This is a genomic window from Spirosoma profusum (assembly GCF_014699005.1).
In the GTDB taxonomy this organism is placed as follows: Bacteria; Bacteroidota; Bacteroidia; order Cytophagales; family Spirosomataceae; genus Spirosoma; species Spirosoma profusum.
In genome coordinates, this window is sequence record NZ_JACWZY010000077.1 from 1 (window position 1) to 12,775 (window position 12,775).

The 12,775-nt window shown below is 47.9% G+C and carries 10 protein-coding genes; 4 read left to right on the top strand and 6 right to left on the bottom strand.

Annotated elements, in window-relative coordinates:
• Nucleotides 1-174: 174 nt before the first annotated feature.
• The 3 genes from IC229_RS35880 to IC229_RS34995 all read right to left on the bottom strand — a co-directional run bounded on the left by IC229_RS35880 (nucleotide 175) and on the right by IC229_RS34995 (nucleotide 4,941).
• The gene (locus IC229_RS35880) at nucleotides 175-303 is read right to left on the bottom strand and encodes a hypothetical protein (protein ID WP_262893433.1); all 129 of its coding nucleotides are present in this window, start codon (nucleotides 301-303) and stop codon (nucleotides 175-177) included.
• Between the two features lie 5 nt (nucleotides 304-308).
• A complete protein-coding gene (locus tag IC229_RS34990; protein WP_190893669.1) occupies nucleotides 309-3,845 on the bottom strand; it encodes a putative Ig domain-containing protein in 3,537 nt (1,178 codons plus the stop codon).
• A gap of 193 nt (nucleotides 3,846-4,038) precedes the next feature.
• Nucleotides 4,039-4,941, bottom strand: a complete 903-nt coding sequence (locus tag IC229_RS34995; protein ID WP_190893671.1) for a hypothetical protein — start codon at nucleotides 4,939-4,941, stop codon at nucleotides 4,039-4,041.
• A gap of 360 nt (nucleotides 4,942-5,301) precedes the next feature.
• Between IC229_RS34995 and IC229_RS35000 the strand changes: the two genes are divergently transcribed.
• The 3 genes from IC229_RS35000 (at nucleotide 5,302) to IC229_RS35010 (ending at nucleotide 6,624) form a co-directional block, all read left to right on the top strand.
• Nucleotides 5,302-5,772, top strand: coding sequence for a globin domain-containing protein (locus tag IC229_RS35000; RefSeq protein WP_190893673.1), 471 nt, complete (start codon nucleotides 5,302-5,304; stop codon nucleotides 5,770-5,772).
• Nucleotides 5,756-6,064 carry a hypothetical protein gene (locus IC229_RS35005; RefSeq protein WP_190893675.1) on the top strand — a complete coding sequence of 103 codons (309 nt, stop codon included), beginning with the start codon at nucleotides 5,756-5,758 and terminating at the stop codon, nucleotides 6,062-6,064. The genes IC229_RS35000 and IC229_RS35005 overlap by 17 nt, the downstream gene beginning before the upstream one ends.
• A gap of 146 nt (nucleotides 6,065-6,210) precedes the next feature.
• The gene (locus tag IC229_RS35010; protein WP_190893676.1) at nucleotides 6,211-6,624 is read left to right on the top strand and encodes a hypothetical protein; all 414 of its coding nucleotides are present in this window, start codon (nucleotides 6,211-6,213) and stop codon (nucleotides 6,622-6,624) included.
• Nucleotides 6,625-6,752: 128 nt separating this feature from the next.
• Here the strand turns inward: IC229_RS35010 and IC229_RS35015 are convergent, their stop codons facing one another.
• The 3 genes from IC229_RS35015 to IC229_RS35025 form a co-directional block, all read right to left on the bottom strand.
• Nucleotides 6,753-7,835, bottom strand: coding sequence for a hypothetical protein (locus IC229_RS35015; protein ID WP_190893678.1), 1,083 nt, complete (start codon nucleotides 7,833-7,835; stop codon nucleotides 6,753-6,755).
• Between the two features lie 139 nt (nucleotides 7,836-7,974).
• Nucleotides 7,975-11,040 (bottom strand): ligand-binding sensor domain-containing protein, encoded by a 3,066-nt coding sequence (locus IC229_RS35020; protein WP_190893680.1) that lies wholly within the window; start codon nucleotides 11,038-11,040, stop codon nucleotides 7,975-7,977.
• A complete protein-coding gene (locus IC229_RS35025; protein WP_190893682.1) occupies nucleotides 11,025-11,798 on the bottom strand; it encodes a LytR/AlgR family response regulator transcription factor in 774 nt (257 codons plus the stop codon). The genes IC229_RS35020 and IC229_RS35025 overlap by 16 nt, the downstream gene beginning before the upstream one ends.
• 255 nt (nucleotides 11,799-12,053) lie before the next feature.
• On the opposite strand from IC229_RS35025, the gene IC229_RS35030 reads away from it, so the two are divergent.
• Entirely contained in the window at nucleotides 12,054-12,458 is a 405-nt protein-coding gene (locus tag IC229_RS35030) for a globin domain-containing protein (RefSeq protein WP_190893684.1), read from the top strand.
• Nucleotides 12,459-12,775: the final 317 nt, after the last annotated feature.

Below are 12,775 nucleotides of genomic sequence, written 5' to 3' on the forward strand. Positions count from 1 at the left end.
AGCCTGCGCAAAGCGGTCGAGCGCATTCTAAGTCAGGTCGGTCAAGAATACACCATTACTTTTGCTTAACCCCTTAATTTCATGTAAATAACGCGATTGTGTAATGGGTTGAGCTGACGACGTATCAATCTGACCGGTGTAAATACTTGATGCAGAGAATCAATCGAGCGGTCGCTATTTGGGCAAAATGACCTGACGTAGCAAATCAGATCGATTTATCTTGAGCACAGTCAACGTAGTGACGAATTTGCATCGCTGGTAAAAAGCGTTCCCCGGCTCCGGTTGCTGAGCCGGGGAACGCACCTGAATCAGGGTTTAATGATTCGGACCGTTTTACTACTATGCATACTGCTGACACGTAGTAACAGTACACCCGACGCTTGTTGACGGACATTAATCGTCTGTCGTTCATTTGCCTGCGCCCGCTCGACTTTTTGTTCGGCGATCAAATACCCTTGCGCGTTGACAACCATCAGCGAAAGGGACTGGCCTTCTGCGCCCCTAATTTCCATTTCAATCTCGTCTTTTGTCAGCGGATTACCCAGAACCACTACGTCCAGCTTATTCAAATAATCAGCCGATTCACGGGCTGCCAGACGCGCACCAGCAACGGGGCACTGTGCCCGAATGTCCCACGTATACGTTACCTCCACTCCGCTCTGACGGGCACGTAGTAAAATCGGTGCTGCATCAGCGGCAGTACGTAGTTCGGTATCAACATATTGATTGGGGTTTGTTGTCCAATCCGAAACGCCGATAGCTCTGAATTCAATAGCTGACCCGTTACCGCCTGTTGTCTGGAACGTAAAGGCTCCGCTTAGGCAATTGTACGCTGGCGCTACCAGTTGCAACGTACCGCCGTTGGGATCGGGTGGATTATTGCTGATTGGACACTGCGCCCGGATATCCCACAAATAGGTAATTATCTTGCCACTCTGACGCGCCCAAAGCAGAATAGGTTTGGCATCAGCTGCCGTACGTAGTTCGGCGTCAACGTATTGATTAGGAGTAGTTGTCCAGTCGGTGATGCCGATGGCTTTGAATTCGATTGCCGAGCCGTTGCCGCCCGTAGTCTGGAACGTGAATGCACCACTTTGGCAGTTGTACGTTGGTGCCACCAGTTGCAGCGAACCACCTGGCTCTGGCGGATTATTTCCCACTGGACACTGTGCCCGAATATCCCACGTCAGCGACGTTTCTTCCCAAACGCCTGCTACGTTCTTTTGGCGGGCCCGTAGCAAAAGGGGTTTTGCATCGGCCGCAGTACGTAGTTCGGTATCAACGAACTGGGCCGGGTTTGTCGTCCAGCCCGTAATGCCGATGGCCATAAATTCAATTGGTGAGCCATCACCCCCACTGGTTTTAAAGGTAAATGCACCACTCTGGCAGTTGTAATCGGGAGCCAAGAGTTGTAAACTACCGCCCACTGGCCCGGAAGTAACCACGCCACTGACTGGAGCTAAAACTTCCTTTATAACTCCAAATACTTTAGTATTTACTCCAATAGTACCCAAGTAATTGCCTGGCAATAAGCCTGATTTCAGCCGAACGTAAAGCTGTTTAGTGCTTATGTCGAGGGCCGTCCAGTTGATAAAAGGGGCATCGTCTTCGTCGTAATAGGGACCGTTTACGTTAAAGCTCGCTTCGTAACCCGTCGGTAACTGGAAACCTAGTTCGAAGGTATCAAAGGTATTGATTTTCGTAATCGTCAGGACCTTGGTATCGGACGGAGCCGCTGGGGTTGTCGAAAAACCGCTCAACGAGGATGGTAAAACGCTAATGAGTGGCTCCTGAGATACGCCTGCGGAGGAAACGGTGAGTTGGAAACTGCCACTGGTAGATAATCCGCCGGGATCGGTAGCCGTGATAGTAACGTTGTAGGAAAGATCAAGGCCCAAGAAGGCAGGAGCCGTACCCGTAATCGCCTGGCCAGTGAGTGATAAACCATCAGGTAAGCCCGTAGCTGACCAGGTCAAGGCTTGACCCTCAGGATCCGTAAAGGCCTTGGCAGGAAGGGGTATGTTTACCACGGTATTATGTTTAACCGTCTGGCTGGTGAATGAGCCATTGTAAATCGGAGCTAGGTTTGACCCGCCAGAATTGTCATCGGTAACAACACCGGAGAGCGGTATGAAACTGGATTCACCTGTTCCGAGCCCGATCACAATCGACAGGGTGCCTAGATAGGTGCCTGGCATTAAGCCCTTCTTCAAGCGAATTAGGAGAGGAAACTGCGTAATGAATTTGCTAAGAGGTGGCTCAACGTTGATCGGTCCTGAACTATAAGCAACGCCATTAAACGATATTTCATAAGCGTCGGGAACGGAAAATGAATACGTGAATGAGCTATTTGGGTTAGCCTGTTGGATGGTTACCGATTGGGTAGCCGAAGGAGCAGCCGTTTGCGTGGTAAAGTTGCTCAATTGTTGGGGAGTGACCTGCAAGGGTTGGCTGGCGCAGGCTGCCTGACTAATCGTAAATGTCGGACTCTCTATGGTTGCGAACGTACCATTCGAAGCGATGGCTTCGATTTTAATTCGGTATTGGTTTCCATCAGGTAATAAGTTAAATACCTGGTAATTGGTATCAAGTTGGGCTAATAATACAGGTGCATTAAATTTATTATTTTGTAACTCAACGAAAAGGGGTTGAGGCTGACTGGTAGTATAGCTTCCTGTTGCGTCCGAAACATACACCAGTGCTAAGGTCCCCTCTGGGAACGGACATCCCACGCCTATCTCAACCAAAGCAGTGGATCCGCTACAGTATTGAGCCTCTTTAAGCGTCACGGACGTAAAATTGCCGCCCACCTCACCACTTATCGAAAAGGGAATACTGGCCGGACTTTCAATATCAACACCATTTCCCATCCCTTTTATTTTTACACGGTATTGATTGCCTGATAGCCCAGGCGGTAATTTAACGGATGCAGTTCCGGGTTTGGTCAACTGTGCAATTAGTTGGGCGTTGGCAAAATTGCCACTCGCATCCGAAAGAATGACCTGATAATTAATTTGTCCACTTAGTAAATCGGCTCCGTTGCACGTGGCGCTAAAATTGATTTCGATGCTTCCTTCCGGACAGGCAGGAATACCCGTAAGGGTTGGTGCGCCTGCAAATGACAGATTCTCGATGGTAAATGGGTCGCTGGGTTCGCTCAGGTAACTTTTGATTGACCCATTAATAGTGGTTACCACGCGTAATTTATACGTCCCCGCTTTAAGACCAAAAGGATTTGGAAAGGGGATAAGCCCCGTTTTAAAAAAATAGCCGCCCATTTTCTGACCCGGAAATTTTCCAGTTTCATCCGATAGCTCGAACTGGTGCATTTGATTGTCAGAAGAGCAATTGGCTGGCAGCTGAACATTTATAGGCTGAAAATTGCAGAACGAAGTACCTTGAACGATTGGCTTGCCAATTGGCGTAATAATGCTGAATGGAGCGCTGATTTTTGAGTTAACTACGTAAGGGTCTTCCGCATCTATTCTTATTACATACTTCGTACCCAGCTCTACGTCATAAGGCAACTTGATAATACCTTCTTTGGGTTCGTTTGCCGTTAACGTTTCCAGCAGTCTAAAATCTTTGCCTGCACTAAAGTTACCTTGATTGTCCGATAGGAGAATACTGAACTGTACGTTTTTGAACGTGCCTTGTGTCGTAAATTTATACGAAAGCTTACCACCTGGACAAATAGAAGCCTCCGTAACGGTTACCGTTACGATTGTACCATTAGCCCGAGCAGGCCATTTAGCTTGTGCTGAAGTAATAAATAGCAAGCTGCTCAGCAGGCATATAAATGTGCTAAGTAGTCTTCCAAAAGGGAGTGATCGTTGAGTGTTCATTAACGTAGTTGTGTTAGTCATGGTTCATGAGCGTTTGCTAAGGACAAGAGAGATTCAATGGCCCGCCCCTCCCAAAAATTTGGCATCGATTGACGCAAGGCGGGCCACGAATCGTAAGTTGGTTGAGTTGAATCGATGCGCTTATTGACCATCCAAACTACTATTGGTCAGTACGTACACCTCCTGTAACCCGTTACAGGTTCGGATTAACAAGGAAGGGAGTTTTGTACTCGAACAATAACGTACTCTTATATACGTTGGTGTTTCCATTATAGGCGTCCTGAGCCATCACGTAGCCGTTATCCCCCAGTTTGTAGGTAAAATAATAATTGGCTAACTGCTTACCGGCAATCTCTTCCTGATACGAGCGGACTAAGTGCTGGCGAAATTGGCCGAAGACATCGACGTATAGATCCAACAGATACGTCTCAAAGGGAACCGGTCCCGAAGTCTGGGGAAGAGAAGGATTCAGGGGATCTTTATCCACCTGTAAAGCACCTGTATAAGGCTTATCATAACTATAAAGTTGACGTTTCGATAGCTTGTTATTTTCGAGGAATCTAATTTCCACAAGATTATTGTCCGTATTGTACGAAAACTCGTACCGTAAGGAAGGCAAGTTTAGACTATTTTCCCGCTGGATCTGGCTCAGTCGGCCTTTCAAATCATAGATAGGCAGATAATTATGCCAGTCATTAGACAAAATCTTACCATCGTAGCCGTCATAAATAGTCCGGTTCAGCCAAATTTTCTCGCATCGTCCCTTGGCATTCAGCGTGTATTTGAGGATAGCTTGAACCTTTCCATCCTGCTTGATTACGCAGGACAGCTCATTTGATGTATACTCGTACGTTCGTTCCTGATAGGCGTCTACCGCCTTTATCAGCCGACCCTGGGTATCATAGCTGAGTGTTCGGCTCCCGTATTTAACGAGCCGGGGCGTAAGTGGTGTGCGGTCATGCCCGTTGATCGCCGTTAGCTGAGTCTGCGCGGATGAGTCTGTATTGGGTAGGGTAGGCGCGATGTTAGGGTTTTTATGGCAGGAAGACAGACTGATTGTGGTGAACAGGGTAAACGAAAACAAAAAGCGTTTCATTGGTACGTGTTGTTTTTGTGTTTTGTGAATGATGAGATTGCTGTCAGGCCCGTTCTGGGCTGATTAACGGGCCAAAGTTGAGTTATCCGTCTGGCCGCATTCAACAATTTCAACATCAATCGCCAACAGAAACCAATGAATCGTAGGTAGTCTCCAACGAATTGTCAAACGGTAAAAAAGGCTCGTAGGAGATTAGAAAGGCGAAAAGAGAAAAATTTGGCGAGTCAAATGATCGGTTGTTTCGCAATTCATCGGGTTTTCTGCGTCGTCTGTTAACCATAAAGTACACCTTACCAACTCTTCTTTGAATGGGCTGACGACTGATCCTAGTTTTGCCTCGTAAAACGTAAGTAACGACTCATGACGTTTGAACAAGCCCGATTGGTCCGTAAGACCTTTCAGCAGATCGCCAACGTAACGCCCGAATCAGTTGGGCAACTATTTTACAATCGTTTATTCGAGATCGCTCCTGGGGTACGTCCACTGTTCAGTCGAACGGCCATGCCCGAGCAGTCAGTTAAGTTGATGGCCATGCTGACCTACGTTGTCAGTAAGCTCCACAACGTAGACAGCATTGTACAGGACGTAACGGCACTGGCCCGGCGCCAGGAGTGCTATGACGTCACGGAGCAACACTACGTTCATGTTGGTCAGGCCTTACTCTGGATGCTCGAAAAAGCGCTGCCGGATGACTGGACACCCGAGGTACAGCAAGCCTGGACGGCTTGCTACGTATTGCTGGCTGAAACGATGATTAATGCGACCCGCCCATCTGGAACGACCCTTCGTTCGATAGAACTTAACCCGATCAGCTATGCAACCTATTATTAAAATTCTCTTTTGTATTCCGCTGATTATCAACGGCCTAATTAGTACCTTTTATTTTGTCATGACATTTTACTCGCTGCTGTTTCCTCCTGGTCCCGCTTATACAGCCAGAGAAGGAATTCCATTCCTGTTGGGCTGCGCTACCATACTAGGTCTGCTGTGGTGGGCGTATTGGCTGGCTATCCTACATACTAAACCAGGGGCTGGCTTTGGGGTTCTGGCCTTATCCTATCTGGCCTGGCCGGTGCTTTTACTCATTCTATTTCTGCTTGGCGGCTCAAAAGGCTGGCATTAGCTATAGATTTGAGTGACCCTTAACAAACGTTTATGAGCTTATAGCTGGTGCCGATTGCTCGGGCCGTTATTGGCTTACCCATGTTACTTGTCTCGCTTGGCGTTGCCTATTCATTCCTAAAATCATAACATACCTGAAGCACAATTATGGAACTGAATCAACAGGACCAGGCGCCAAACTACGATTGGCAGGAGCAACACGAACGGGCAGCCGGGAAAGAACAGGACCGGTATGGTAAGTTATCCGTTACGGATATTTTACACCGCGTCGAGCTGGGCCAGTATGGCGAGTATAATATGATCTGGCATACGTTGGCTGAGGAGGCTATGTTGCAGCAGGCCGGCTGGACGCTATTCCGGGTGCTGCAACGCGATGAAGTAGACTACCTCATTCGCTGCAACTGCGCCGAAGCGCTGCTCGAGCTACTGGGCCGCACTGACGTATTGCAGACCTTGAACGAAGCTGTCAACCTAACCAAAGGTTCCCCCGCCGAGCGGCAGCCCTACTTGTTAGCCCTGGAGGGGGAACTGACCCAACAACTGGGTGCAAAACCAGCTTAGAAACGAGTAGAATTACTAGCACTTCGCTACGTAGCAAATGGACTGGAAAGTATATTGATCTGTATGCATACGAAGCAGAATCTACTACGTTGACTGGCGGATTTTGTTGAAAATGGGCTACTAGATAGTCACTTGTGCTGGTTCAACCACGTATCAACCTCACGGGTAACGTTAAATCGAACGTCTTTGAATCGGTCGGGCGGGCTTGTCTTTAATGCCTGACTGAGCTGCTGAACATTAGAGCGAAAATCGACACCCTTGTTCTGAAACTGTCCATCGATGGCTTGACATAACTCGTCAATCCCATCTGAATCGAAGCTCCAGGTTTGCAGATTATTGCTTTCTTTTATATTCGTTTTTATCGTTTCGGCCAACCAAAGAATGCTCTGATTTAGCGCTTCGGCAAACGCTTTTTTATTGGTTACTGAGTTACCATCCAGGAAATAATACACTTGCCGATACGTCTGTTTATGTTTTAATAACGCTAACAGTTCGGCTTCCCATTCCGGATGGGCTTTTACTTTGGCAATAGCTGCCTGACGAACATCGGTAGGCTGAAACTGACCGGTGTGAATCAGCAAATGGATCATTGGATCATTGGGCGTCTGAGTGGCAATGAAGTCCAAGGTTTGCTGTCGCCATCGATCTTGCTGCTCCTGTTCACCGGCCTGTTTAACGAGGGCTTGCCTAGCCGAATCGCGGAAGTACCCGACGACCAATCCACCACTATACACAACACTGATAAGCAGGCTTATAAAGAAGGGGATTTTATAGGTAATGAGCACCAAAGTAGTTTGCCAGGAGCCGCCCAGCGACAGAAAGCAAGTTACCAGCCACAGCAGCGGAATCCAGAGCTGCCCATGATGCAAGGCTAGCCACTGCAAAAACTGTGGATACGTATTATCATCGTCACTATGCCACTCCCACTTGAACATCGCACAGAAAAACGTCGTAGCAGCAATGCATAGCCAGGCCAGCAAAACAGTTGCGCTACGCAGACTGGCATCGCTGGCCACCCACTGAAATCCATTTTTGGCTAGAATCGTTAGGGTAAGGGCTAAACCACTGACTGCAAAGCTTAACCCCAATACAGCTAATCCTAGACCGTAACCCATCGCATTGTCCCCACTTAAATTAGGCCTGGAGGCCGTCAGCAGCGATAAGCCGAGAAAGAATAACGTGGTGATGGCGAAAATTATATAGCTAAGCATGGTTGCCGGAATTTTTGCCAGCAAGTTGGGCTAATCCGAACGGCTGACAAAAAGAAATAAACTTACCCACGTAGAATCGATAATGAACCGTAGTAAATTGGTAATGAGCCGATTTGAAAAAGTAATTATGAAAGTGCCGTTAGAGCAGCGGCACTTTTACGACAAACTGGGTTGCCGTTTCCTGCACCTCAATCTGGCGCCGACTCAGGTACTGGTAAAGTGACTTCAGGCTAGCCAGTCCCTGCTTATTGGACGTTGCCACAAAGCTTTTCTTTTGCAGGTTGTTGACCACAAACAGGGAACTGCCCTCGGCGTAAATACGTATCACCAGCGGATTCTCTTCCTCGATCACGTTGTGCTTGATGGCATTTTCCAGCAAGTTCTGAATCGTCACCGGCACAATTCGTTGCGTGCGGTAATTTTCTGGTACGTTAACCTGAATTTGTAGGTCTTTCTGGAAGCGGGCAATTTGCAGGTCAATATAGTTTTGGACAAAACTTAGTTCACTTTCTAACGTAACGAGTTCATTATCTTTGTTTTGTAAAATATAACGGTAGATAATCGACAGTTTCCGCAGAAAATCCGAAGCCTGCGGAGGACTACTATTAATCAGGCTGTTGAGCGAGGTAAGACTATTAAATAAAAAGTGTGGATTCAGATGATTGATCAGGTTTTGATACTGAATCTCGGTCTTGTCCCGTTCAAGCCGACTGGCCTGTACCTGCAAATCATGCAGTCGATCACGCTGATGGGCACGATAACGCAAAAAGCCAATCACAAGTCCGAACACAACGAACGCAAGTAGCGCCTGAAACCATCTTTTCTGGTAGAGATACGTATCAATATGAATGGCTAACGTACTGGCTGGTATGGACCGACCATCGGCAAGAACGGCTTTTACCCGAAACGTATAATCGCCGCCGGGCAGGCGGGTATAGACCGCGTAGCGAGCATCGGCGGCTGGTTTCCAATCCTCATCATAGCCGTCAAGCTGATAGACATAGTCGAATGTTGGTTCGGAAGCTGACGTAAGGGTGCCAAAATGCACGGCAAAAGCGCTTTCGCCCGCTTTTAGGCTTACACCGGCTAAATCGCGATGATTCAGCCAGATAGTATCGCCTACATTGACCTGACTAATCAGGATTTTGGCCGGCAGATAAGCGGGTTGCTTGACCAATTTTTCGGGAGAAAATTCGACCAGATAGCCTTTCAGCGAGCCTAGAATGTGGCCATTCCGTAGCGGAATCAAGTGGTTTATGTATTCCAGGTTGTCGGGACTGTAGGGGAGCGAAAAATTTAGGAATCGATTGGTCTGTGGCGCAAAGACCGAAAACTTGTTGTAGGAGCCGACCCAGATATTACCGAAACGATCGGGTAAGGCCGCCAGGCTGTGGTCATACGCCAGACCTTCGCTTTCCGTCCAGTTGGCATAGCGATGCGTTCGTGGATTGTAACGTACTAAGCCATATCCGTTGGTACTCATCCAGAAGTTACCCGCCGAATCTTCCGCAAAGGACGAAACTTTGTTTAAATATTGCTTGTCGCGGGTGTGTTCATCCACGATAAACGCCTTTTGCTGGGTCGAAAATCGGGCGATGCCACCTGGGTAAAGGTCAACCCAGGTTCCCTGCTTGCGATCCTTAAATAGGTAGCTGAGCATATAGCTACGTTGAGTGTTTGCGGGCAGAGTCGGATACGATTCCCATTGCCGGGTCGGAATATGATAGCGAAATACCCACGTCGACTCACCCGTTGCCCATAGATAATGGCCATCTTTCAGGATATTCCAGAGTCTGGCTTTACGTTGCCTGATAGGGGCCGGAAGGGGCAGACTGGAAAACGTCTTATTGACTTTATTAAAGGTAAACAGGTTCGTTTCACCCGCCAGATACAACATATCACCCGCGATCGAGAGCGAAGAGAGTACTTTACCGTAGGGATGTTCTGCCGTAGCGTTTGGCAGTTTATATACGTCAAGCCGGGCCGTTTGGGGGGAGTAATGCAACAGACCACGCATGGAGGTGCCGATCCACCAGGACCCATCGGTATCTTCGACCAGGCAATGGATACCCCGTTCATCATTGAGGGGTGGAAATAGCGAGCCAATATCGTAAACACTATAAAAAGCCCGTTCTGGATTCGTATAGGAAATGCCATTGACGGTACCCAGCCAGATGGAGCCATCGGGATGTTGCCAGGCTGACCAGAAAAAAGCCCCCGCAACGGAAGTGGGGCGAGACTTGTCGTGCTCCAGCTCGGTAATTTCTCCTGATTCGGCCGCAATATGAAACAAAAGGTGATTCCACGAACTGGTCCAGAGGTTATGCTTCCGATCCACGAAAATGGTAGCAATATCAAAAACCGCCCGGTTCGACTGGCGACTAATGGGCGTAATGGTTTTTAGGATTTGCTGATTGGAAAGACTATACATGATAATCTGGTGCGCATCATTATCCGCAAAAATCAACCGGTCGCCATCCAGCGCTAGGGCTGAGACGTAATGCCTGGTGAAGATGGGTAGCCGTTGGGGATTGTTGCGGTGATTCAGGAACTGCCGCCGATTCCGGTCAAAATAATGCAGCCCATAGCCATCAGCCACCCACAAGCCATTATGCGAAGGGTCTTCAAGAAGGCCGTTATTGGAAACATAGCTGCTGGTAGTTAGGGGATTGCTGGTTGAGTCATATGGAAAGTACTTAAATTGCCCCGTCTGGATAGTATACTGGAAAAGACCAATTCGACTGCTGGTAAACCAGATGTCACCGGTACGATCGCAGAGAATGTTATTACATAAGCCCAGTGCGCGCGTGTTAACCGTTGTAATATTCGTAAACTTCCCGGTCTTTTTGTCGTAGCGGCTGATGCCTTCCTCAACCGCCATCCAAATGTTCCCCTGCTGATCTTCGCATAGATCATGTACCGTATTGTTCAGCAAGGAGTGACTATCCATACGTTTGTGTTTGAATTGAACAAACTGATTACCGTCGTAGCGATTTACGCCATCATAGGTACCGACCCACAGAAAACCATCGCGATCCTGCAAAAAGCAATTGATAATGTTAACACTAAGCCCGTCCTTCTCCTGAATGTGATGGAATTCATAGTGCGCCGGTTGGTCTTGTGCGTCAAGCCAGCCGTTGCAGCCAATCAGCCAAACCAGCAGTCCGATACGTATCCAGCGATCAATCCTTATTTTTCCAGCCATTTTTTAAACGAGGGGGCCTTATCCCGGCTAATTTCGATGTCGAACTGGTGGTTGGGGGCTTTAAGCTTTACGTTGAGTTTAAAGTTGGCCATGCCTTTGACCTGTTGCACAGCGTCAATATTGACGATGCAGTGCCGGTTGGCCCGGTAGAATTGGGTCGGATTGAGCAGCGTCTCGATCTGGTCGAGGGTTTCATAATCAAGAATGTAGCGCTCATTCGCGTTGGTGACCATGAAATTCAACTGATCACGCATAAAGTAGGCAATGTCTGTTATCCTAATGGGCACCCAACTATTACGGGCGTTCCCGAGAAAGTGTTCCTTGTAGGACGACCGGGCGCTGGTAGACGAATTAAGGGCTTCGAGCAACTTCTGTACGTCGAGTGCTACGTTGGCTTTGGCGTTTACGAGCAACTTAGCCCGGCTGATAGCCCGCTTCAATTCGTCCCGGTCAACGGGCTTCAGCAGGTAATCAACCCCATTGACTTTAAATGCCTGAATGGCGTATTCATTATAAGCGGTAGTGAAGATAATTGGCCCCGAAAGTTGAAACTGCTCGAAGATGCTAAAACTCACGCCGTCGGCCAATTGTACATCCGCAAAAATGAGGTCAGGTTCGGCATTTTCGGCAAACCAACGCAAGGCTGTTTTTACGCTGGGCAGCGTGGCAATGATCTGTAGATCCGGAGCCACCTGGGCGATGCTGGCGACCAATTCGAGGGCTACCAATTTTTCATCTTCAATAATCAGGGCGTTCATGGCAGGCAGAATACTAAGAATACAGCTCCAATTTTTACTTTTTCGCTGTCAACTGCAAGGATTTAGCCATGAACCGGTTGGGCTCAGCAACGAATGACGCAAAAACGTCCATAAACTGTATCCGTCCGAGACTTAGTTAAAGTAACCCCACCAACGATTGAATAGCTATAACACGCGATTCATAGCCTAATTTTTGGCTAAGGCAATTTTTCGTCGGTCCTTTGTCGTGACCAGTGCTCAAGAAGTAAACGTACAATGACCAATCAGCAAACCCAACTTATTAAGAAAACTTGGCGACTTCTGCGGGACGTTGACCCGCAACTCCTGGGTGACGTCTTTTATAAACGGCTTTTTCTAAAATTCCCATCGATACGGTCGCTATTCAAAGGGCCGATGGAGGCTCAATACGTAAAATTTGTGGCTATGCTAAGCTTCATTGTGTCCCATATCGATCAGCCAGATGCCATTCATAGTGAGTTAGTGGACTTGGTCAAGCGGCATGAAACGTATGGAGTCAAACCTGGTCATTACCAGCCCGTCGGTGAGGCTATGCTCTGGACGCTCGAACAGGGCCTAGGCAATTCCTGGAACCAGGAAGTAGAAGCCGCTTGGAAAGCCTGTTATGACATGTTAACGCATGCAATCCTTGAGAAAACGTAGCCATGCATTAGACCTTGTGTTGTCCGAGAATCAAATGATTGTGCGGGTACCATTGAATACCCAAGACAACTCAAGTAAGCAGACTTGTGCCTTTTACGTATCTTGATACCGCTTCAGAGATAAGCTCATCAACCTATACTGGTACGTATCAGTCCTTCCTAGAATCTGGGCTGGAATGGACAATGTCTCCAAAGAGGCACTTGTTGAATTCACTGGTGATCTCCTCGCGAGAATCCCGTATGGACTTGCAATAGTATAGTGGAGATTTTTTCTTAAGCGGCCATTGAGGAAGTGTAAAAATAAGATTCCTGTTGACT

Bases quoted from the DNA above. Each gene is read 5' to 3' on its own strand.
- IC229_RS35010 (WP_190893676.1), top strand. From the start codon at position 6,211: ATGGAACTGAATCAACAGGACCAGGCGCCAAACTACGATTGGCAGGAG.
- IC229_RS35020 (WP_190893680.1), bottom strand. From the start codon at position 11,040: ATGGCTGGAAAAATAAGGATTGATCGCTGGATACGTATCGGACTGCTG.
- IC229_RS34995 (WP_190893671.1), bottom strand. From the start codon at position 4,941: ATGAAACGCTTTTTGTTTTCGTTTACCCTGTTCACCACAATCAGTCTG.
- IC229_RS35015 (WP_190893678.1), bottom strand. From the start codon at position 7,835: ATGCTTAGCTATATAATTTTCGCCATCACCACGTTATTCTTTCTCGGC.
- IC229_RS35030 (WP_190893684.1), top strand. From the start codon at position 12,054: ATGACCAATCAGCAAACCCAACTTATTAAGAAAACTTGGCGACTTCTG.
- IC229_RS35005 (WP_190893675.1), top strand. From the start codon at position 5,756: ATGCAACCTATTATTAAAATTCTCTTTTGTATTCCGCTGATTATCAAC.
- IC229_RS35025 (WP_190893682.1), bottom strand. From the start codon at position 11,798: ATGAACGCCCTGATTATTGAAGATGAAAAATTGGTAGCCCTCGAATTG.
- IC229_RS35000 (WP_190893673.1), top strand. From the start codon at position 5,302: ATGACGTTTGAACAAGCCCGATTGGTCCGTAAGACCTTTCAGCAGATC.
- IC229_RS34990 (WP_190893669.1), bottom strand. From the start codon at position 3,845: ATGAACACTCAACGATCACTCCCTTTTGGAAGACTACTTAGCACATTT.